The following is a 20826-nucleotide window of genomic DNA, read 5'->3' as shown; positions in this document are numbered from 1 at the left end:
GTCCCTCTGCCGCAAAGCAAACAGCGGTAGTAGGCCCCCTCTGACGAGGGGGCTGTCAGCGAAGCTGACTGGGGGAGAGACCAAAAGGTCGACTAGCTTTCTGATGACTACCCCTCAGTCAGCTTCGCTGACAGCCCCCCCCCTGACAAGGGGAGCTGATAATACAGTCGGCTATGCCGACAGCTCGTCCTGCAATCAGGGATGCGTTTCGCGCGGGGTTTGCCGGCTCGCCTGTCGGCTCGCACAGCACCTACAAACAGCTCCGCTGTTTGCTTTACGGTGCTGTCCTGACAAGGGGAGCCTCCAATATATTCAACGAATTGCTGACGCAAGATACTAGGTGTATTTCAGTTCGGCGAAGAAAGGGGCCAGGGCCGCGCGCTCCAGTACGCATACGAAAGGGGGCTTCCCGGAACAATCCGGGAAGCCCCCTTTCGGCTTGTAATCGTCAGCCCTTGACGGCGCCAGCCATCACACCCTTGATGATGTACTTCTGGCACACGAGGTAGAAGATGATGATCGGGATGATGGCCAGCACGAGGCAGCCCATCATGGCACCCATATCCACAGAGCCGTAACCGCCCTTGAGGTACTGGATGGCGATCGACATGGTCTTGAACCGGCGCATGTCCAACGTCAGGTACGGCAGGAGGAAGTCGTTCCAGATCCACATGGCCTGCAGGATGGCGACCGAGATCACGGACGGGCGCATGATCGGCAGCACGATCTGGAAGAAGATGCGCGGCACGGAAGCGCCGTCGATCATTGCGGATTCCTCAAGCTCTTGCGGTATGCCCTTGATCACGCCTGTGAAGATGAACACGGCCAGACCGGCGCCGAAGCCCAGATACACGATCCACAGGCCCCACGGGGTGTTCAGGCCGAGCATATCGGCGATCTTGGAGAGGGTGAACATGACCATCTGGAACGGCACGATCATGTTGAACAGGAACAGCAGGTACAGGGACTTCGCGGTGCGGTTGTTCACGCGAACGATCCACCATGCGCACATGGAGGTGCACAGCAGGATGAGCAGCACTGCGCCGACCGTGACCACAACGGTCCAGCCGAAGGACTCGATCAGATTGGTGCGCTTGATGCCGCGCGTGTAGTTCTGCAGGCCGACGAACGCCTTGCCGGTCGGAATCGAGAACGCGTTACGGCTGATGTATGCCTTCTGCTTGAACGAGTTGATCACCACGAGGACGATCGGAAACACCCAAGCCAGCGAGATGATGGTGAACAGCGTGGTCCACAGTACCGGATGCTTGACTTTCTCGCTCATGCGGACACCTCCTTGCTAGTGGTGAGACGGTTCTGGATGATGGCAATCAGCGCCACGATGATGAAGAACACGACGGCCTTCGCCTGGCCGACGCCCTCGAAGCCTGCGCGGCCGTAGAACGTGCGGTAGATGTTCAGGGCCAGCAGCTCGGAGCTGTTGGACGGGGCGCCGTTGGTAAGAGCAAGGTTCTGATCGAACATCTTGAAGCCACCGGTGACGGTCAGGAACGAGCACACGGTGATGGACGGCATCATCAGCGGGATCGTGACCTGGAACAGCGTCTGGGTGTTGGTTGCGCCGTCAACCGCGGCAGCTTCGAGCACGTCGCCCGGAAGCGCCTGCAGGCCGGCGATGTAGATGATCATCATGTAGCCGATTTGCTGCCAGCAGTACAGCATGACCATGCCCCAGAAGCCGTACACACCCGAGTAGGTGATCGAACGACCCCAGTGGACCAGCACGCCGTTGAGCAGCAGCAGCCAGATGTAGCCCAGGATGATGCCACCGATAAGGTTCGGCATGAAGAACACCGAACGGAAGACGTTGGTGCCTGCGAACTTCTTGGTGAGCATGTATGCGATCGCGAATGCGGCCACGTTGATCACGATGGTCGTCACGATCGTGAACAGCACCGTGTACACCAATGCGTTCCAGAACTCCTTGTCCTGCACCGCGTTGACGTAGTTGTCAATGCCGATGAACTGGGCGTCCGTCACCGTGCTGAACTTGCAGAAGCTCAGGTACAGGCCCATGATGAAGGGCACCACGAAACCAATCATGAATGCTGCGAACGTAGGCAGGGCGAACAAAGCCCACCACCTGCGAATCGCTTTGCCAGTCATAGAAATCATGCCAGCCTACTTTCTCCTCCTTGAGCACACCCGCACTACCGCGTGCGAGTGGTCCGAATTTGGGATTGTTCAGTCTCCTTAGTGCTGAATAGCACCAAATCGAACCGGTTTAAGGTTACCATACCACGCGTATGACCGATGGTCAAACGTTGTCATAAAAGGCGTGTCCATCACTCCTTCCTCGCCGTCAAACACCAGAGTGAAATGCTGGAAATATTGATTTCTCGGCATTCCCAACGCAGATTAGCACGCATGATAACGTTGTCTTACCGACTGCTCAGCTCGTGGCCGACGCCGTCCGCGTTTATTGTTGTGTCATAGACGCATCTCGCTGCAAAGGAGACCGGCATGGGAATCAACATCAAAGACGTGGCCAACAAGGCCGGCGTTTCCGTCTCCACGGTCTCCCGTGCGTTCACCCGGCCGGAGCTCGTGTCGAAAGCGACACGAGCCAAGGTGCTGGCCATCGCCGAGGAGTTGAACTTCTCGATCTCCCGCTCAGCCATGGTGCTCAAGTCCGGGCGTGCGCTGCGCGTGGCCCTGCTGATGAGCGATCACATCCGCCTATGGTTCAGCGCTTCGATCATCGAAGGACTGAACCAAGTGTTCCATGCGAACGGCTACGACCTGTCGATTTTCCAGATCTCCAGCATTGAGGAGCGTCGCGAGTTCTTCGACATGCTGCCGATTCGCCGCAACGCCGACGCCGTGATCGTCGCCTCGTTCGACATCGATACCGACGAGATCAGCCAGCTGGTCACTGTCGGTGTGCCGATCGTCGGCATCAATTGCGTGATGCCGAACACCGGTTTCAACGCCGCGGTCAACATCGACGACGATCAGGGGTCGAAGTTGCTCGCCCGGCACCTGATCGGGCTGGGGCATCGCCGCATCGCGTACGTCCGCACCGATCGTGCCGTGACGCTGCACTTCAGCGTGCAGCAGCGATACGAATCGTTCGCACAGGTCTGCGAACAATCCGGCATCGACCTGACCACCATCGTCATCGCGGACGGCGACGACCGCATCAGCCGGGCGACCACCGAGCTGCTCTCGATGGATCGCATGCCGACCGCCATCGCGTGTCAGGAAGACGGCATCGCGATTCCGCTCATGTTCCAGCTGGCGCGCACCGGTCTTCGCGTGCCGTTCGACGTGTCCATGGTCGGATACGACGACAGCTTCTATGCCAATGAGATCGGACTGACGACCGTGCGGCAGGATCCGATCGCGATGGCGACAAGCGCGGCGCTTAAAGCCCTTGATCTCATCGAGACAGGGAAGACGGCCAAGCCGTTTGAGGTCTTTCCCGCGCAGCTGCTGGTGCGGTCCAGCACGACCGAGGTGAAGGGCTGAAGGACTGACGAATCCCGACTAGCTGGGAATCGTCAGCTTACGGCGGACTCTCGGCAGAGTCTGCCGAGAGTCCGCCATGCTCGTCCGCCGACCAAACCTCGCCATAAAAACGGGGTTCCGATATGGTATCGAAACCCCGTTCGCTGGCATTGCGTGGTCATGGGCTGACAGCCGACTGGGGCGATGCTGCTGACGGCGGACGCTGGGTGAACCGTTGAGCGCTCATGACACTGTTGAGTTATGTTGTATTGAGTTGTGCGATTTATGTTGTGCCAGTGTCCTGCGTCGGAAATTCGTTGACGAGTAACTACCCCTCAGTCCCGCTTTGCGGGCCAGCTCCCCTGACAAGGGGAGCTGACGATATAATCAACGAACTTCTGACGCGGCATGCTGGTCGGTTATTGCGCCGGAGCCGGAATCAGGACGCGTGCGCGGCCGAGTACTCCTTGGCCCAGCCGTCCACGAACGCGGTCTTGACCGCATCCCAGCTCTGGGTGCCCTGGGCGTACTCGAGGAGCGCGTTGCCGAGATCGTTCTTCCACTGCTCGGACGGCATCATGGTGAAGTTCCAGCTGACCTGCGTCTTATCGGACTTCTGATCGGCGACGGCGGCCGCAACCAGCGGATTGTCGGTCTTGACGTCATCGAAGGTCTTGAACGGGGTGGTGAAGCCCATCTCAGTGCTCAGCGCCTCCTTGCCGGTGTCGGAAGTGATGACCCACTTGAGGAACTCGGCGGTGGCCTTCTGGTCGGCCTCGGAGGCCTTGGAGTTGATGCACCAGTAGTTCTCGGAGCCGGTGGCGAGTCCTTCGTCCTGCTCGTCCGGGCCGCCGATGTAGATCGGCATCATGCCCACCTGTTCGGCGGTCATGCCGGCGTTCTGCAGATCGGTCCACGCCCAGGTGCCGTTCTGGTAGAAGGCGGCCTCGCCGAGTGCGAACTCGGAGTTCGCGTCATCGCCGGTCTTGGAGCTCAGCTGCGACGGCTCGGTGGTGGAGTCGGTGATGTACAGGTCGAAGATGTTCTTGTAGTTCTCCAGGTAGGTGCCCTTGATGGTGGCCGGCTGCTCGGTGACGTTGTCTTCCTTGAACTCGTAGTAGAGCGGCAGGTTGGCCAGGTGGGTCTTGAAGCGCCAGTCGGAGCTGGAATCGAAGCCGGCGGACGTGAACGCGCCCTTGATGCCGAGCTCGTCCTTGCGGGCCTGCATGTCGTCGGCGACGGCCTTGAGCGTCTTGAAGGAGTCGATATCGTCGATCGACTTGGCCTTCGCGCCGGACAGGCCGAAGTACTTGTTGAGGATGTCCTTGTTGTAGATCAGGCCGTAGGTCTCCATGACGTACGGCACGCCGACGACCTTGTCGCCGTCCTTGAGCGCGACATCCGGGTTCTGCAGCTGCTTGTAGACCTCGGTGTCGGACATGTCCGCCGTGTAGTCCTTCCAGTTGGCGTAGCCGACCGGGCCGTTGACCTGGAACAGGGTGGGGGCGTTGGACTTGGCCATCTCCGACTTGAGCTGCTGCTCGTAGGTGTTGGATGCCGCGGTCTCCACCGTGACCTCCACGCCGGTTTCGTCGGTGTAGGCCTGTGCCAGGTCCTTCCACTGATCGGCGGCTTCCGGCTTGAAGTTCAGGTAGTAGACCTTGCCGTTGTCTCCGCCCTCGGCGTTGGAGTTGGTGTCGCTGCCGCACGCGGCCATGCTGATGGACATGGCTGCCACGGCGAATATCGCTGCTGCGGATTTGATTGTACGATTCATCTTCAAACCTTTCCCTAAATGCTGCCGGTCCCATCTTCGTTGAGTCGGAGCCATCGGCACCGTTGCTTCCGGCGACAGAATCTATTATGCACCGTTTGGCCGAAGAATGCAAACGAGTGCAATCCATCTCTCGGCAGAACAGCTAACCCCGGATAGACAAAGTCACCAAAACCGCACATTTTTACCGCTATTTTCGCCGTTTTATGGACTGCAAGCGATTGCAATAAACGTTTGCAACTGTGTCATTTTTCGCGCGCGACCAAGCTGCGCCCCGCGTGTCGCGGGCATTATTCCGCTCAGAGGCGGCCCAGTTGTTCCGTGAATCCTCTGCGCTGCTTCGGCGTCCTTCGCACCAACGCAATGAGGCGGGCGAAGAGCATGGAATCTGCTCCTCGCCCGCCTCGTCTCATCGCGCTCGTCACCGCGGCCAGCGGTACTCGCGATCCGGCAGCGTGGGGAATGCGGCATGCGGCTCGCGCTGATACCAGTACGCGACCGATGCCACGTCGTCCTGCCGCTCGAAGAAGCCGCGATGGCCCACGCCGATCTGCTGCACCGTCACACGCAAGTCAGAACGGAAGCGAATCGGGTCGGGAATGTGCCAGCGATAGAAGCCGCGCATCGGCGGACAGTCGTCGTTATGGTAATCGTTGTGCACCAACTCGTCGTGCGCGGAGTAATACGGATATCCCATGTACGGCGTGCAGTAGTTCTGCTCCACCGTCTTGCCGTTCACCTGCTTGGCGAAGCTCCACGAGCCGCCGAAGTAGTCCTCCGTGCCGGTTCCGCAGATCGTCGGGTATTCGCGGTCGCCGTCGATGTAGAACTTGAACTCGCCTTCGCCCCACCAGTACCGTTCGAGCGTGGTCAGCGCCAGATAGGTGCCCACATACTGCCCCGAGCCGTGTACACCATCGAGTACCACATAGTCATTGCCAAGCTCGGTCAGCCGCTGGCGACGCCACTGCGCATGGAAGTAGGCGGTATCGGGCGGCAGTGGATCGTCATACAGGCTGTAGTCGATCTGATAGAAGAACGCGCCGATCGCATTCGCATGCTGATTCTCGAGCGTCACCCGTGCGTGCCTGGCGAACGGCATCGGGAAGAACATGTTGAATCCGCGGTTGGGCACCACGGCCACCGGCTCGGAGTTGACGAGGCAGGCGCGGCCGAAGCCACAGCAGAAGAAATCGCCGAGCGGACATTCCACGCTCGGCTCGTTTTCGTCATCCCAGTAGAACCGCAGCACCAGATCCCGCAGCACGAAACAGTCGGCATCCGTGGTCTTTTCGTCGACGGTAATCCAGATATGACGGATGCAGCCGGGGCCGTCGATGTCGGCCAGCGTGACCGTTTCGCCGCTGGGAATGTTGCGCAGGCAGGGGCTGCCCTTGCGCGACGGGCCCAGTTCGCTGGCGGCGGTGCCGCCGCGGCCGGGCTCTCCGGTCGGATTCTCCGCGTTGATCGCGCGGCTGGACTCGCGCCGCAGGGTCATCAATGAGCCAAGGTCGGCAATCATCGTCAATCTATTCCTTCCGTTACACGAACCATTACGCGAACGGTTCCGCCGCCGTGCATTACGCACGACGACGGAACCGCACTGTGTTGTGGCAGCTATGACGATTGCAGCGATGTCACTGCGTTGTCCGTGACTGCCGGTTATCGCATTCGTTGCCTATGTGCGCCAATCACTTGTGCACCGGCGGCAGCATGCCGAAGTTGGACTCGTAGTCGTTCCATGCGCTGGTCCAATCGTCGAGATACGCCTTCTTGACGCCGTTCCAGTCGCCGGTACCCTGGGCGTATTCGAGCAGTGCGTTGGCCACGCCGTCGGCCCATGCCTGACCGGGGATGTAGGCGCCGTGGATCGGCGTCAGACCATCGGATTCCAGCTTGAGCGCGGACTTAGTGAGCGGGTTGTCCGGCTGGAAGTCTTCGCTGTCGAACGTGGTGAACGGCACGGCGAAGCCCATGTCCTTGGCGAGGATCTTCTTGGCGTCGTCATTGGTGACCATCCACTTGATGAAGTCGAGCGTCGCCTTCTTGTCCTTCTCGGACGCGTTCTTGTTCACGGACCAGGAGATGTCGTAGATGGAGTTCGCCGCGTACTTGCTTTCGTTCGGGAAGCCCATGTAGTACGGCAGCATGGCGAGATCCTCGTCAGCCACGTCGTTGTCCTTGATCTGCGAGTATGCCCACACGCCGTTCGGGTAGAACGCCACACGACCGGTGGAGAACTCGGCGGTGGAATCCTCGTAGTTGACCGAGCCGAGCATGGTGTTCTCGGTCGGGTTGTCCTTCATCTCAAGATCCCACAGGGCCTTGTAGTTGTCGAGGTAGGTGCCCTTGAGCTCCTTCTCGAAGTCCACGCCCTCGTCGATGTACTCATAGGCGACCGGGACCTGGGTCATGTGCGACGCGTAGCGGTAGTAGTTGGAGGCGTTCAAGGCCGGGGTGGAGAAGGCGCCGTCAAGGCCGAGGTCGTCCTTGTGCTGCTGGATACTGTCGGCGACCTTCTTGAGGGTGTCGAAATCCTTGATGTCGTCGAAGGACTTGATGACCGAGTAGCTCTTCTTGGCGTACTCGTTGATGATCTTCTTGTTGGCGATGATGCCGAACCATTCGGCGGCGTACGGCAGGCCGTACACGTCATCGCCGTCCTTGTGGGCCATCTGCTTGCCCTGATCGTTGAGCAGCTTGTAGGCTTCGGAGTCCTGCAGCGGCTCGAGGTAGTTCTTGTACTTGGCGTACTGGTCGAAGCCGCCGATGCCGAACATGGTCGGGGCGTTGTTCTTGGCCAGCTCGGACGACAGTGTGGACTCATAGCTGCCGGAAGTGGCGGACTGGATGTCAACCTGCACGCCGGTTTCCTGGGTGTACATGTCGGCAAGTTCGTTCCACTGGTCGACGACTTCCGGCTTGTTGTTCAGGAAGTAGACATGGCCTGCGTCGCTGTTCGTGCTTGAACCGCATGCGGCCAGTCCCAGCGTCAACGCTGCGGCGCTGATCAGGGCAATTCCTTTGGACAGCTTTTTCATGGATTCCCTTTCTTCTTCTGCGGCCACGAAGCCGCCTCGCACTTGTGTACGGGGTTCCGGTTGCAGTACGTCGCCGTTATGTAGCCGGTTTCGCTGTAACGCATTTCGTTATGCGTTGGGGTGGGTTATTGCTCCGGCTCAGGTGTTGCCTCGTTGCGCAAGCACGTTGTCGAACCGGTTCGATTTATAGGATATCGAACCGGTTCGCTATCGTCAAACGGGCATGTTCCAGCGTGTCGCTGTCGAGTTTGTCCGTGGCGTGCAGTGGTGGCGCTGGCGGTGAGGCGGCCGCGGAGCCGCGCGGTCACTGCAGAGCGGGCGCGGCGGCAGTGGTGGCGCGCGGAATCAGCGTGGCTCTTACCGTGGTGACCGTTTCGTTCAATGTCTCGCCCTGCATGAGGGCGAGTAGTTGCTGTGCGGCCAGTCGCGCCATGTGCTGCGGATCCTGATGCAACGTGGTCAGTCCGGCGACTACGGCGGTCGGATGGTCGTCGAATCCGATGATCGACAGGTCTTCGGGGATGTGGATGCCGAGTTGCCGCAGATGCCGCATGATGGCGACCGCCGCTTCGTCGGTTTCGACGCAGATCGCGGTCGGCCGATGCTCGCTGCTGGCGATCCGACCGGCCATGGCGGCCATGGCCTCGTCTTCGCTCATGGCGTCCATGTCGCTGGATGATGCGAATACGACCGGTTCCGCGTCGGGAATGCATTCGCGCATCGCATCGAGGAAGAAATCCTTGCGCAGATACGAGCTGGCGGGGAACGGCGCAGGTTTCGGATGCGCGACGTATCCGATGCGGCGATGGCCGAGCCGGCGCAGGAATCGTACGGCGTCGTTCATGGCGCGCTTGTTGTCGAGCATCACGGATGCGGGCAGGCGGGAAGCGCTCCGTGCGTCGAGGGCGACCGCGGGGATATGCATGCTGGAAAGCAATGCCGATTCGCTGTCGTCCAGCGAGAATGACGGGAGGATGAACCCATCCATATTGCGTCCGTTGCTGGGCAGGTCGGCGAAGAATCCATGCAGTTGCTCCAGGTCGCAGACCCGTACAGGCACAAGATCGTAGCCGTGGGGTTCCAGCGTTTCGAGCACGCCTTCGATGCAGCTCGCGTTGAACCATGACGCAATCGTGCAGCCGAACAGCATGACGACGCGCATGGTTTTGCCGGATGCCAGCGATGATGCGCTGCGGGACAGCGTGAAATCGAGGCGACGGGCGGCGTCCAGCACGAGTTGCCGGGTGGTTGGCCGGACGCTGTTCATGCCGCGCAATGCGCGCGATACCGTGGCGTCGGAGACTCCTGCGGCTATGGCCACGTCGTGGATTGTCGCCATGATGTCTCCTTTCGCTGTGTGGCGGGCGGTGCAGTACTGTGCGGTGGGCGGTGCCTCGCGGTGGGCTGTACTGTGCGGCAGGCGGTGCGGTGCTGTGCGGTGCCGCGCTGTGCGACACTGTGCCGCTCTGCGCAGCACAGTGGGCTGCACCGGATACCGTAGCCGTGCCGGCGCCGCCGCAATCGCTGCGACGTGCGCCCGTACACATCAATAGCATATATGCATGCGCTTACATTCTGTTGTACCACGATGTACACGTTGTTAGCGGTCACAGTTTGATTGTGTTTGCAATGGTTTGCCAATGTTCTGTGTTGTGCGCATGTGATGTGACGCGCAATCTGCAGGCGGCGGTTGACGGTGTTCAATGTAAGCGCTATCATTTTGCTGTGTCAGTCGATGCGCGGTTAATGCAGCCGGCATCCGATCCGGCAGCGCGGCCGCAAGGTCGTACACGGATATGTGCATGGAGGCACGTATCGCATGAGCAAGGAGAGCCATTACAGGGAGGTAATGATGGCGGGAAGAACGTGGAACACCATCGCCAAGGCAATCGGCTTGGTATCAGTGGCGGCGCTCAGCTTCGGGGCGCTGGCTGCATGCGGGAACACGACCGCGGTCGATAGCAGCAAAGGGCGCGTGTACTACCTGAACAAGAAGGCGGAAGAGCAGGAGAAATGGGAGGCCCTGGCGCAGGCGTTCCAGGACGAGACCGGCATCGAGACCCAGATTCAGCTTTCGGCCACCGACTACGACCAGACGCTGCGTTCCGAAATGGCCAAGGACGAGGCGCCGACCATGTTCCAGGCCGACGGCCCGAGCTTCATGTACAGCTGGCTCGATTATGCCGCCGATATGAGCGACTCCAAGATCTACGGCGAGCTGACCGACAACTACAAGGACCGCACGCTCAAGAACGCCGACGGCAAGCCGGTCGGCATCCCGTACGCGGTGGAAAGCTACGGCATCATCTACAACAAGTCGCTGCTCAAGAAGTATTTCGACGCATCGTGGTCATCGGTCAAGTCCATCGACGATCTCAACAATTTCAAGGCGCTCAAGACCGTCGCTGATGAGATCCAGGAGCACAAGGACGACATGGGCGTCAAGGGCGCGTTCACGTCGGCCGGCATGGATACCTCGTCGGGCTTCCGTTACAACTTCCATCTGCCTTCTGTTCCGCTGTTCTACGAGTACCGTGATGACGGTGTCGATATGAACTCCGTGCCGGAGACCGTCAAGGGCACGTATGTCGACTACATGAAGAACATCTACGACCTGTACATCACCGATGCGACGGTGCCCGCAAGCGCAATCTCTGGCAAGACCATGGATGATGCCACCTCAGAGTTCGCGCTTGGCGAGGCAGTGTTCTTCCAGGATGGCGTATGGATTTACACCAACTTGCAGGATCAGGGATTCCCGGATGAGGACCTCGGCGTGCTGCCGATCTACATGGGCGTCGATGGCGAGGAGAAGCAGGGTCTCAACCAGGTGATCTCCAACTACTGGTGCGTCAATTCCAAGGCTTCCCAGAAGGATCAGGAGGCGACCCAGCAGTTCCTGGAGTGGCTCGTCACCTCCGATACCGCACGTGAATCCATCTCGCAGGACATGGGTCTGGTCACGCCGTTCAAGACCTTCGACGAGGAGGCGTACACCGTCAAGAACCCGCTGGTCGAAGCCAACCGCGAGTACCAGAAGAACGGCTACTACGACGTCATCAGCGTCTCCACCGTGTCTCACCAGTGGGAGCAGAGCCTCGGCTCCGCAGAGCTCAACTACGCTCAGGGGCAGGGTGACTGGGATGCGGTGAAGAAGGTCTTCACCGATGACTGGGCCAAGGAATACAAGCTCGCCTTCGCCAAGTAGACGAAGTAAGCGATAGGCGATCCGAGGGGTCGCAGCGTGAGGGGCGTCCGTTGCCATAGTGCCGGACGCCCCTCACGCGTTGTTGTGTTGTTGCGAACTGGCTCAGCGCGGCTCGCCGGGCAGCATATGGCCATTTGGCTTCGCTGAGCAGGCCGGTGAGTGGCTTGGGCGATTGGAGCCGGGCAACATGTGGCCTTCCGACTTCGCTGAGCGGCCCGCTGGACAGCCTGAGCGATGGGAGCTGGGCAACGCATGGCCATACGGCTTCACTGGGCAGGCCGGTGAGTGGCTTGGGCGATGGGAGCCGGGCAGCATGTGGCCGTTTGGCTTCACTGAGCGACTCGGGCGAAGGGAAAAGGCCAGTACGTGTCATGGTGGCTTCGCTGAGCAGGCCCTCAGTGAAGTCGCTGGACGAGAACTGGCCGTCTGACTTCACTGAGCGTCCGACAGCGACGTCAGATGGCCACATATTGGCCTTTCCACTTCGCACGCAACGCCCCAGCGAAGCCGGCGGGCCATACACTGGCCTGCTCGCGTCACACGCGACTTTCTGGAGACGCCCGAGGGGCACGCACTGGCCCGCTTGCGTCGCACGCGACATTCTGGAGACGCCCGAGGGGCACGCACTGGCCCGCTCGCGTCATACTTGACGTACAGCGAAGCCAAGATGGTCAGCCAATGGCCTGCCCGCGTTACTCGCATTGCCCACTCGCTCGCATCGCATCGTCGGCCGGCACCGGAAGCTCGTTGACGGGATTCCGGTCTGCGCCCACGAGGCGCGCTCGACAACATTTTCGGCGCTATTGGTGGTTCATACACTTTTCCAGCCGTGCATGTGCTGAGACGGTTGGTGCAGAGACAGCTGAGGGGAGCCCCCATACGGGACTCCCCTCGACTCCCCTCATAGAGACGCTGCATATGATCGCTGCTGCAAGTCAGCGATCATATGCAGCCGGTATTGGTCGGCTGCGAGGCGTCATGCAAGGTGGCTGCGCATGAACCACTGGAACTTCTCGAGCTGCTGGACGTGATCCTGAATGACGTTGGAGCTGATGACGTCCAGCTCGTCCAGCTCGGCGATGGCCTTGCGGTCGTCGGCGATGAAGGCGTCGTAGTACTCGATCAGCGCCTTGAGGTACGCCTCGGTGCCGGCGCGGCCTTCGACGTCGAACGGCTTCCACGTGCGATTGCGCGTAATAGCGTCGGCGCGGCCGTCAGGTGTGCCGCCCAGCGTGGCGATACGCTCGGCGGTCTCATCCGCCTGGGCCAGCACGGATTCGACCTCAGGGTCGAGCATCTCGTGCACGGCGATGAAGTTCGGTCCGGTCACATTCCAGTGTGCATGCTTCAGGACCAGCGCGGCCTCCTGCTCCTGGCTCAGACGGTTCTGCAGAATGGCGATGGCCTTCTCGCTGGCCGCCTCATCGAGACCCGGCACCACAAATGCAAGTGTCATGATGTTCCTTCCTTTCATCTTCAGGGAACGTCCCTCCCAGTCTACATGCCCTTGTCCGGCGGCTGGCCGTGCTGCGGAAGGCCGCCAACTGGTCATCGGATCTTTGATCGGGAAAATGACGTGTTCGGCGTGTCGCCAATGATGGCGCGCCTTATTGGCATTTGTGCTCAGTTGAGAGCTGTTGCGCAAACTGCATCCCGACGGTAAAGGAGAGGGAATTCTGCAGTTCATTCATGTTCCGTGGAATCGTTGGAAAACGAGATTCACAGGCAGAATGACATGTACAGGGGCAGGAAGCGGCGTATGCCATCCTGACTCATCTGGCGGGGGTGCAGCACGTATTCTTCGCCGGCTCGTTGTGTGAATTTCGCGTGGAACTTGTCTAGGGACACCGTGGAATAGCGTTTGCCGGATTTGACCTCTACAGGGCTGACTCTGGGTTTCATGGCTGCGTCCGGGTAAGGCCGGATGATCAGGAAGTCAATCTCCATGCGTTCCTCGCGGATGCTCGAGGATTTTGAGTAGAAATACAGGTCGTGCCCGGATGCGGTGAGCTGCTGAGCGACGGCGTTTTCCGCGAGCATGCCCTCGTTCACGCCGTCCGCCCCCAGCAACACTTGCCGGTACACTTCTGGCAAGGCGGAGCCTGAGGCGGAGAATGCCATGGTAGACAACAGTCCGGTGTCAGCCATGTAGCATTTCACTGTTGCGTCGTCGGCGCTGAGCGCCAGACCAATTGACGGGTCCTCGGCGAGGGCGCATAGGTTGACCGTCGCCGCTTCGCGCATCCAAGAGAAGGCCGTCATGAAATCACGCGATCTCGAGCCGTTCTCGACTTGCGTGTACACCAAGCGCTTCTCGTGCTTCGACAGCTGACCGGGAATTGCGTTGAACACTGCTCGGATTCGTTTAGCCGCCATGCCGCCGTATTTCTCGATATCCTCGCGGTAGATCTTGAGGACCATGCGCTTGGCCCTGTCGGCGGCCGCCATGTCCCTATTCGGGGCGTAGGCCGCGACCGACTGTGGCATGCCTCCCACCAGCACGTATTCGCGCCATAGGCGCGACGCCTTGCGGTGCAGCGAGTCCGGCAAGGGGCTCCCCGATGCAAACGAGTTCGTGATCATCTGAGCCAGCGCCTCTTCGCCCATGGCCCACAGAAACTCCTCGAAATCCAGAGGACCCATCTTCATGGACTCTTCCTCGGAGGGAATCAGTATGTCCTTCACGTTTTCGTTAATGGAGATTAGGGATCCCGTCTCGATGAAGTCGTACCGGCCATCGGCGACCAAGTGCTTGATGAACTCGCGGGCTGGTGGGAACAGCTGCACTTCGTCGAAGATGACTAGGGACTTACGTTCGGTCAGGGTCACGCCCAACGTGGCGCTTAGGTACAGGAAGAAGGAGTCGAGATCTCCCCTCGTATCGAGCAGCGTTCGACGAAACTCGTCTCCCACCTTGGTGAAGTCCACGAGGGCATACGAATTGTATTCATTGCGCGCGAACTCCTCGGCAATGGTGGATTTGCCCACGCGGCGGGCCCCCTCGATCAACATGGCGGTGCGGCCTCCGCTTGACCGCTTCCATTCGACCAACTGGTCGTAAGCCTTGCGCCGAAACATGGCTCCTCCCCTATGATTGCACGTTTCTAAGGGATAAGTATAGTACAAGATTGCACGTTTCTGAGGTTTCGCGTGGTGCCCAGATTGCACGTTTCTAAGGTTTCACCTAGTGCCCAGATTGCACGTTTCTAAGGGTTAACGGGATTTCCGTTGGGAACACTTTGCTGGCCGGCTCGTCCTGCAATTATGGACGCGCTACGCGTGGCATCCTGTTGGCTCGCCTGCCGGCTCGCACGTTGCCTACAAACAGCTCCGTTGTTTGCTTCACGGCAACGTCCTGTTAGGGAGCCGTAATCAACGAATCAATGACGCGGGATACTGGGAAGAAGCCTAGGCGGCGGTAGTGCCGGAACCCGTCGCGGCATCCGACTGCGGGGACGCATCGGTGGCGCCGGCCTTGCGGACCTCGATGGTCTCGATACGGCGGCCGTCCACCTTGGTGACAACCATGTCGTACCCGCCATCGTCGGAATGCAGCACATCACCCACGGTACCCATCTTGCCGGTGTGGGCCAGGAAATAGCCGGCCACGGTCTCGTACGGGCCATCCTCCAGCTCGATGCCGGTCAGGTCGGCGAAGTCCTCGATCGTCATGCTGGCATCGATGGTGGCCACTCCGTTGACGAACGCCGTTCGGGTCGTGCGCTCGCCGCCCTTTTCCGTAGGCAGATCGTACTCGTCGCGGATATCGCCCACCAATTCCTCGGTCATATCCTCCAGCGTCACGATGCCATCCGTGCCACCGTACTCATCGATAACCACAGCCAGATGGATGCCGCGCTTGCGCAGCAGTTCCAGCGACGGCAGCAGTTTGGAGGTGCCGGGCAGCGAAATGCCCTCGCGCACCACATCGCGCACGGTCTTCGCCTTCGGGTCGCGCACGTCCAGCAGATCGCGCACATGCACGAAACCGATCACATCGTCGAAATCCTTGCCGGTCACCGGATAGCGGGAGTACGGCTGGTCGCGCACGAACGCGGCCGCGTCGGCGAGCGGCTGGTCGGCCTCGATGAACACCACGTCGGCGCGCGGGCGCATCACCTCGGCCACGATGGTTTCGGACGCATCGAACACATCGTCGAGGATCGTGCGTTCGTCCTTGGAGAGATTCGTATTGGAGCTGACTAGCACGCGCAGCTCGTCGTCGGACACCTCGGATTCGGTCTGCTGAGGGTCGAAACCGAGCACGCGCACGATACCGTTCGTGTTCTTGCCGATGAGCCAGATGATCGGACGGCAGATTGTGGCGAACGCGTCGATGGCGGGTACCACGGCGCGCGCAATCTGCTCGGTGCGCTGCATCGCGATGCGCTTGGGCACCATCTCCGAAATCACGATGGAGCAGTAGGAGATAATCAGCGTGAGCACGATGTTCACCAAACCGCCGGCGATGCCGGTTGGCGCACCCCAGCCTTCCACCACGGGAATCAGATATGGGGATATCGAGGAGGCGCCGAACGAGGCGGACAGGAAGCCGCACAGCGTCACGCCGATCTGCACTGTGGAGAGGAAGGTATTCGGATCGCGCGCGATTTTCGCGACTTTCGCGCCGCGCGCATCCTCCTGCTCCATCTGCTCGATCTGCGAACCGCGCAGCGAGACCAGCGCAAGCTCGGTGCCGGAGAACACCGAGCCGAGGAGCAGGAAGATAAAGATCAGAAGCACATTCAAACCAAGTGACATACGCCCAACTCTAGGGGAGTGGGGGGTCAAATACAGGGTTTGCTGGCTCGGCAGGGTTTGCTGGCTGTGCCGTCTATGTGAGACGTGATGCGCGTTGGCGTGTGGGACGGTGTGAGATGGTACGCAATGGTACGCAATCGTGTTACATGGTATAATTTCATGTAATTTAGTGCGCAATCATGTAATACGGTACGCAATCGTGGCAGATGGTACGTGTTGTGGGCAGGAGTATGGTCATGGCAATCAACCCCTTCAAACCAACCGCCGGTAAAATGCCGCCGATTCTTATTGGCAGGCAGTCCATTATCGAGGATTTTTCCGAGGCGCTGACCAACGGAGTAGGTGCTCCTGGGCGCATTATGCTGGTCACCGGGCAGCGCGGCTTTGGAAAGACGGTTATGCTCACCGAATTTCGGCGTATCGCCAAAGCGCAGCATTGGGAAGTCATTGGAGAGACGGCGTCCGCGGGGCTGGTCACGAGACTCATAGCGGCATTATCGCCTTCGGGATTGCGCCTGGATCAGGCCAACATCAGTCCTTCCATTGGAATTTCCGGCATTGCTACGGCAAGTCTCGGGCAAGCGCACTTTTCCGCGGAATCCAATCCGCTGACGTTGCGCAACGCATTGAATAAGCAGTTGGGCAGTAAGAAGCTCGGTAAGGGGAAGGGTATTCTCATCACCATCGATGAGACGCAAGCGGCCTCGCATGATGATCTGGTCGCTATTGCTACCGCAGTGCAGCACGTCATTACGGATGCAGATGAAAGCGATACCCCTGATGCGGATAAGAAGGGCGTCGCCATCGTATTCGCCGGCTTGCCGTATATGATCAATGATTTGCTGGATAACGAGGTAACCACTTTTTTGCGCCGTGCGCTACGCCGCGAGTTGGATAATGTGCCGCTTCCAGACGTCAAGAATGCGTTCTTGGAGACGGTTGCGGATTCCGGCAAGACCATCAGCGAGGAAGACGCGCTGGAGGCCGCTCGCCGGTCCGAAGGATATCCGTATATGGTGCAGCTCGTCGGCTATTACATGTGGCAATCCGCGCAGCGTCGAGGCTCGAATGTCATTACCGCGGACGACGTGTCGACCGGTGTTTCCGATGCGTTGCTCGCCTTCGATGATGCCGTGTGCGCTCCGGCGCTGGACGGCATCACTGGCGCGGAGCGGCTGTTCCTTATGGCGATGGCCAAAGATTCGCCAAACACCACGCAGGTCGGCGATATCACGGATCGTACGCGCAGAAGCCGCAGCTGGGTGAGCAAATACCGAGCGATTCTCATCAAGGACAAACTTATCCGCCCGGCGGGTCATGGGCAGCTGGAATTTGCGGTGCCGCATTTGGGACAGTATTTGCAGTCGTTGTAGCTCCACATGAATACAGGGAGCCGGCTCGGCTTACCGAGCCGAGCCGGCAGTTTGGTATGTGACGGACGAAGCCGGGTAGGCCGAACCGTTCCCCAAGTTAGCTCTAAGAGCCTCAGAAGCTCAGCACCTCGACGCGGCCGGTGTCGAGCTGGTAGCGCGCGCCCACGATCATGAGCTGTTCGGAGGCCAACGCCTGCCGGATAATCTCGGAGCGCTCCACCAGCATCTCGATGGTGTGGGCCACATGCACGCGCTCGATGTCGTCCAGGCAATCCGCCTCGGCCTGACGCGCCTGCCACACGGAGATGCCGGCCTGACGCAGCACGATGGAATCGGACTGGGCCAGTCGCTCGTCCAGACTGTCCATCAGATCAGCGGTCTCCAGCGAATCATCCGCCTCGGCGGTGATGGCGTGGATCAGGTCGTTCAGTTCGCGCTCCGCCATCTGCAATGCGCCGCAACGGCCGTGGCCGAGCACGCACAGCAGGCTCACATGGAGCTTTTTGACCGCGTATTCGAGGGATGCGATGACCGCGTCGTCGATCATCTGACCGGCGGTGCGCACGGTGAACAGGTCGCCGAGGCCTTGGTCGAAGATGATCTCCGGGGGTACGCGCGAATCCGCGCAGGCGAGCACGGCGGCGTCCGGCTTCTGGCCGTCGGTGAGCATGTTGCGCGTTTCCTTGTCCTGCCACGGGTGCTCGGCCTTGCCCTCAGCGAAACGCTTATTGCCTTGGAGCATGCGGCTCCAGGTGGCGTTCGCGGTGGACTCGTGCATGCTGCTGGGGAAGGGGGAGGGTGAAGTCTGTGATTCTTCTGATGATTCCTGAGATCCTTGAGCGAACTGCCCGAAGTCTGCTGCCGACATTGATGCCATGAAACCTCCATGCTTGGGCTTGCTGTTAGCTTCATCATAGTTGGCGATATCGGCAGAAAAGGTGACGAGGTTGTGCCGGGCTGGCCGGTGAAGTGGTGAGGGCTTCGTTGGCGGTCTGGTTGGCGGCTGTCCGGTGACGCAGGGGTGTGCATGGGTGGATATGGGTGGATATGGACGATGGATATGGACATGTTCGGCTGTGAGAATGCTCATAAGGATTATTCGAGCGTGTGCCGCCGCGGCACATTACGATGGAATCGGTAATGCTTTGCGCAGGTTCCGGCCGTGTGGCCGGGGCGGAAAGGCGATTGCGGCGGCGGATTGTTCCGTCGGCGCAATCCGCCGTCCGACTTGCCTGGTGCAAGGCGAATGGCAATGCCACAGTCGAAAGGACCTGTAATGACGCTGCTGCAGCATGAACTCACTGACTTCAAGGTGAACGCCTTCCAGAACAACGAATTCCACGAGGTGACCAAGGAAGATGTGCTGGGCCACTGGTCCCTGTTCTTCTTCTACCCCGCCGACTTCACCTTCGTGTGCCCGACCGAGCTCGAGGACCTCGCCGCGAACTACGACAAGTTCAAGGAGATCGGCTGCGAGGTGTACTCCGTGTCCACCGACACCCACTTCGTGCACAAGGCCTGGCATGACGCCAACGAGAAGATCGCCAAGATCCAGTACCCGATGCTCGCCGACCCGACCGCCGTGCTGGCCAAGGACCTCGACACCTACAACGAGGCCGACGGCATGGCCGAGCGTGGCGACTTCATCGTGAACCCTGAGGGCAAGGTTGTGGCCTATGAGGTCATCTCCTCCAACGTCGGCCGCAACGCCGAAGAGCTGCTGCGCCGCGTGCAGGCCTCCCAGTTCGTCTACGCGCACGGCGACCAGGTCTGCCCCGCCAACTGGACCCCGGGCGAAGAGACCATCGAGCCCAGCCTCGACCTCGTCGGCCAGCTGTGACAAACAGCCCTGTGGGCTGTTTGTAGCAGCGAGCAGCGGTAGCGTTGCGAGCGTCGCAGGGAACGCAAACAGCCGCAATCTCGGCCCCCTCTGACGAGGGGGCTCCCGGCGGAGCCGGGTGGGGGAGAGAAACAGGACGTGAATCTTTCCGGCTGTCTCTCCCCCAGTCCGCTGCGCGATCGCGGACGCGCTACGCGCGCAGCCTGCTGGCTCGCCTGTCGGCTCGCACGTTGCCTACAAACAGCTCTGCTGTTTGCTTCACGGCAACGTCTCGTCAGAGGGGCCTATCATATAAGGAGCTTTTCATGACCGAAACCCAGGACAATCTCTATGACGTCGTCGTCATCGGTGGCGGCCCGGCCGGCCTGACTGCGGGCCTGTACCTCGCCCGCGCCCGCTACCGTGTGCTCATCCTCGAAAAGGACGATTTCGGCGGGCAGATCACCATTACCAACGAAGTCGTGAACTATCCGGGCGTCGGCCGCACCACCGGCCGCGCGCTCACCCAGACCATGCGCCAGCAGGCGCAGGACTTCGGAGCGGAATTCCTCTCCGCCGAGGCCACCGGACTGGACGTCGACGGCGATATCAAGACCGTGCACACGTCGCGCGGCGACCTGAAGACCTTCGGCATCCTCATCGCCACCGGAGCCTCCCCGCGCAAGCTCGGCTTCGAGGGCGAGGCGGAGTACGCCGGCCGCGGCGTGGCCTACTGCGCCACCTGCGACGGCGAGTTCTTCACCGGCAAGGAGGTGCTCGTGGTCGGCGGCGGATTCGCGGCTGCCGAGGAATCCGTGTTCCTCACCAAGTACGCGTCCAAGGTCACCGTGCTCGTTCGCGAACCCGACTTCACCTGCGACGCCGCTGTTGCCGCCGAAGCCAAGAACAATCCGAAGATCGACGTGCGCTACAACGTGGAGCTCAAGGGTGTCACCGCAGGTCAGGGCGGTCTGCGCGAGGCGACCATTCTTGACCGCGCCACGGGCGAAACCGAGACCTGGAAGCCCGCCGATGGCGGTACGTTCGGCGTGTTCGTGTTCGCCGGATACGTGCCCGCTACCCAGCTTGTGCGCGGCGTGGTCGAGCTCGACGACCACGGCTACGTAGTCACCCATGACTATCTGGAGACCTCCGTGCCGGGCGTGTACGCGGCCGGCGACCTGCGCGTCAAGAACCTGCGTCAGGTGGTCACCGCCACCGCCGATGGCGCGATCGCGGCCGTCGAGCTGGAGCGATACGCCAAGTCCATGAGCGAGAAGACCGGCCTGGTGCCGCCGCGCCCCACCGCCTCCGCATACGAGCAGGCCGAAGCCTCGGCCGCCGCGTCCGGTGCTGCAGCGGCCCCCGGCACCTCGCCG

The 20826-nt window shown here is 60.5% G+C and carries 15 protein-coding genes; 5 read left to right on the top strand and 10 right to left on the bottom strand.

The window, feature by feature from the left end; genetic code table 11:
• Positions 1 to 448 precede the first annotated feature (448 nt).
• Both BREU_RS10550 and BREU_RS10545 read right to left on the bottom strand, forming a co-directional pair.
• Positions 449 to 1285, bottom strand: coding sequence for a carbohydrate ABC transporter permease (locus BREU_RS10550; protein WP_044089227.1), 837 nt, complete (start codon positions 1283 to 1285; stop codon positions 449 to 451).
• A complete protein-coding gene (locus BREU_RS10545) occupies positions 1282 to 2136 on the bottom strand; it encodes a carbohydrate ABC transporter permease (protein WP_044089225.1) in 855 nt (284 codons plus the stop codon). The genes BREU_RS10550 and BREU_RS10545 overlap by 4 nt, the downstream gene beginning before the upstream one ends.
• Positions 2137 to 2484: 348 nt before the next feature.
• On the opposite strand from BREU_RS10545, the gene BREU_RS10540 reads away from it, so the two are divergent.
• Complete coding sequence (locus BREU_RS10540) at positions 2485 to 3492, top strand: LacI family DNA-binding transcriptional regulator (protein ID WP_044089224.1); 1008 nt, start codon at positions 2485 to 2487, stop codon at positions 3490 to 3492.
• A 418-nt stretch (positions 3493 to 3910) separates the two neighbouring features.
• On the opposite strand, the gene BREU_RS10535 is transcribed toward BREU_RS10540, so the two are convergent.
• The 4 genes from BREU_RS10535 to BREU_RS10520 all read right to left on the bottom strand — a co-directional run bounded on the left by BREU_RS10535 (position 3911) and on the right by BREU_RS10520 (position 9625).
• Positions 3911 to 5248, bottom strand: coding sequence for an ABC transporter substrate-binding protein (locus BREU_RS10535; protein ID WP_152598587.1), 1338 nt, complete (start codon positions 5246 to 5248; stop codon positions 3911 to 3913).
• Positions 5249 to 5666: 418 nt separating this feature from the next.
• Positions 5667 to 6767 (bottom strand): glycoside hydrolase family 172 protein, encoded by a 1101-nt coding sequence (locus BREU_RS10530; RefSeq protein WP_044089222.1) that lies wholly within the window; start codon positions 6765 to 6767, stop codon positions 5667 to 5669.
• 169 nt (positions 6768 to 6936) lie between these two features.
• Positions 6937 to 8286, bottom strand: a complete 1350-nt coding sequence (locus BREU_RS10525) for an ABC transporter substrate-binding protein (RefSeq protein WP_044095981.1) — start codon at positions 8284 to 8286, stop codon at positions 6937 to 6939.
• Positions 8287 to 8590: 304 nt separating this feature from the next.
• Positions 8591 to 9625, bottom strand: a complete 1035-nt coding sequence (locus BREU_RS10520) for a LacI family DNA-binding transcriptional regulator (RefSeq protein WP_044089221.1) — start codon at positions 9623 to 9625, stop codon at positions 8591 to 8593.
• 480 nt (positions 9626 to 10105) lie between these two features.
• On the opposite strand from BREU_RS10520, the gene BREU_RS10515 reads away from it, so the two are divergent.
• Positions 10106 to 11494 carry an ABC transporter substrate-binding protein gene (locus tag BREU_RS10515; protein ID WP_081886693.1) on the top strand — a complete coding sequence of 463 codons (1389 nt, stop codon included), beginning with the start codon at positions 10106 to 10108 and terminating at the stop codon, positions 11492 to 11494.
• A gap of 976 nt (positions 11495 to 12470) precedes the next feature.
• Here the strand turns inward: BREU_RS10515 and BREU_RS10505 are convergent.
• From BREU_RS10505 to BREU_RS10495, 3 genes are all read right to left on the bottom strand, one after another.
• Positions 12471 to 12950, bottom strand: coding sequence for a Dps family protein (locus tag BREU_RS10505; protein WP_044089218.1), 480 nt, complete (start codon positions 12948 to 12950; stop codon positions 12471 to 12473).
• 263 nt (positions 12951 to 13213) lie between these two features.
• Positions 13214 to 14572 (bottom strand): ATP-binding protein, encoded by a 1359-nt coding sequence (locus BREU_RS10500; protein WP_044089215.1) that lies wholly within the window; start codon positions 14570 to 14572, stop codon positions 13214 to 13216.
• Positions 14573 to 14902: 330 nt separating this feature from the next.
• A complete protein-coding gene (locus BREU_RS10495) occupies positions 14903 to 16255 on the bottom strand; it encodes a hemolysin family protein (protein ID WP_044089214.1) in 1353 nt (450 codons plus the stop codon).
• Between the two features lie 236 nt (positions 16256 to 16491).
• On the opposite strand from BREU_RS10495, the gene BREU_RS10490 reads away from it, so the two are divergent.
• Positions 16492 to 17628, top strand: coding sequence for an ATP-binding protein (locus BREU_RS10490; protein WP_044089213.1), 1137 nt, complete (start codon positions 16492 to 16494; stop codon positions 17626 to 17628).
• A 112-nt stretch (positions 17629 to 17740) separates the two neighbouring features.
• Here BREU_RS10490 and BREU_RS10485 read toward each other — a convergent pair whose 3' ends face one another.
• The gene (locus tag BREU_RS10485) at positions 17741 to 18406 is read right to left on the bottom strand and encodes a carbonic anhydrase (RefSeq protein WP_044089212.1); all 666 of its coding nucleotides are present in this window, start codon (positions 18404 to 18406) and stop codon (positions 17741 to 17743) included.
• A gap of 498 nt (positions 18407 to 18904) precedes the next feature.
• On the opposite strand from BREU_RS10485, the gene ahpC reads away from it, so the two are divergent.
• Complete coding sequence (ahpC, locus tag BREU_RS10480; RefSeq protein ID WP_044089211.1) at positions 18905 to 19468, top strand: alkyl hydroperoxide reductase subunit C; 564 nt, start codon at positions 18905 to 18907, stop codon at positions 19466 to 19468.
• A 305-nt stretch (positions 19469 to 19773) separates the two neighbouring features.
• Positions 19774 to 20826 (top strand): FAD-dependent oxidoreductase (locus tag BREU_RS10475; RefSeq protein WP_044095979.1); only part of this gene is annotated, 1053 nt, incomplete at its 3' end.

Origin of the sequence: Bifidobacterium reuteri DSM 23975, from assembly GCF_000741695.1 — a bacterium.
Lineage (GTDB): Bacteria > Actinomycetota > Actinomycetes > Actinomycetales > Bifidobacteriaceae > Bifidobacterium > Bifidobacterium reuteri.
This window is presented reverse-complemented; position numbering and strand designations above follow the sequence as displayed.

Excerpts from the sequence above, each read along its gene's own strand:
- BREU_RS10550 (WP_044089227.1), bottom strand. The coding sequence starts at position 1,285 with ATGAGCGAGAAAGTCAAGCATCCGGTACTGTGGACCACGCTGTTCACC.
- BREU_RS10545 (WP_044089225.1), bottom strand. The coding sequence starts at position 2,136 with ATGATTTCTATGACTGGCAAAGCGATTCGCAGGTGGTGGGCTTTGTTC.
- BREU_RS10540 (WP_044089224.1), top strand. The coding sequence starts at position 2,485 with ATGGGAATCAACATCAAAGACGTGGCCAACAAGGCCGGCGTTTCCGTC.
- BREU_RS10535 (WP_152598587.1), bottom strand. The coding sequence starts at position 5,248 with ATGAATCGTACAATCAAATCCGCAGCAGCGATATTCGCCGTGGCAGCC.
- BREU_RS10530 (WP_044089222.1), bottom strand. The coding sequence starts at position 6,767 with ATGATTGCCGACCTTGGCTCATTGATGACCCTGCGGCGCGAGTCCAGC.
- BREU_RS10525 (WP_044095981.1), bottom strand. The coding sequence starts at position 8,286 with ATGAAAAAGCTGTCCAAAGGAATTGCCCTGATCAGCGCCGCAGCGTTG.
- BREU_RS10520 (WP_044089221.1), bottom strand. The coding sequence starts at position 9,625 with ATGGCGACAATCCACGACGTGGCCATAGCCGCAGGAGTCTCCGACGCC.
- BREU_RS10515 (WP_081886693.1), top strand. The coding sequence starts at position 10,106 with ATGAGCAAGGAGAGCCATTACAGGGAGGTAATGATGGCGGGAAGAACG.
- BREU_RS10505 (WP_044089218.1), bottom strand. The coding sequence starts at position 12,950 with ATGACACTTGCATTTGTGGTGCCGGGTCTCGATGAGGCGGCCAGCGAG.
- BREU_RS10500 (WP_044089215.1), bottom strand. The coding sequence starts at position 14,572 with ATGTTTCGGCGCAAGGCTTACGACCAGTTGGTCGAATGGAAGCGGTCA.
- BREU_RS10495 (WP_044089214.1), bottom strand. The coding sequence starts at position 16,255 with ATGTCACTTGGTTTGAATGTGCTTCTGATCTTTATCTTCCTGCTCCTC.
- BREU_RS10490 (WP_044089213.1), top strand. The coding sequence starts at position 16,492 with ATGGCAATCAACCCCTTCAAACCAACCGCCGGTAAAATGCCGCCGATT.
- BREU_RS10485 (WP_044089212.1), bottom strand. The coding sequence starts at position 18,406 with ATGCACGAGTCCACCGCGAACGCCACCTGGAGCCGCATGCTCCAAGGC.
- ahpC (WP_044089211.1), top strand. The coding sequence starts at position 18,905 with ATGACGCTGCTGCAGCATGAACTCACTGACTTCAAGGTGAACGCCTTC.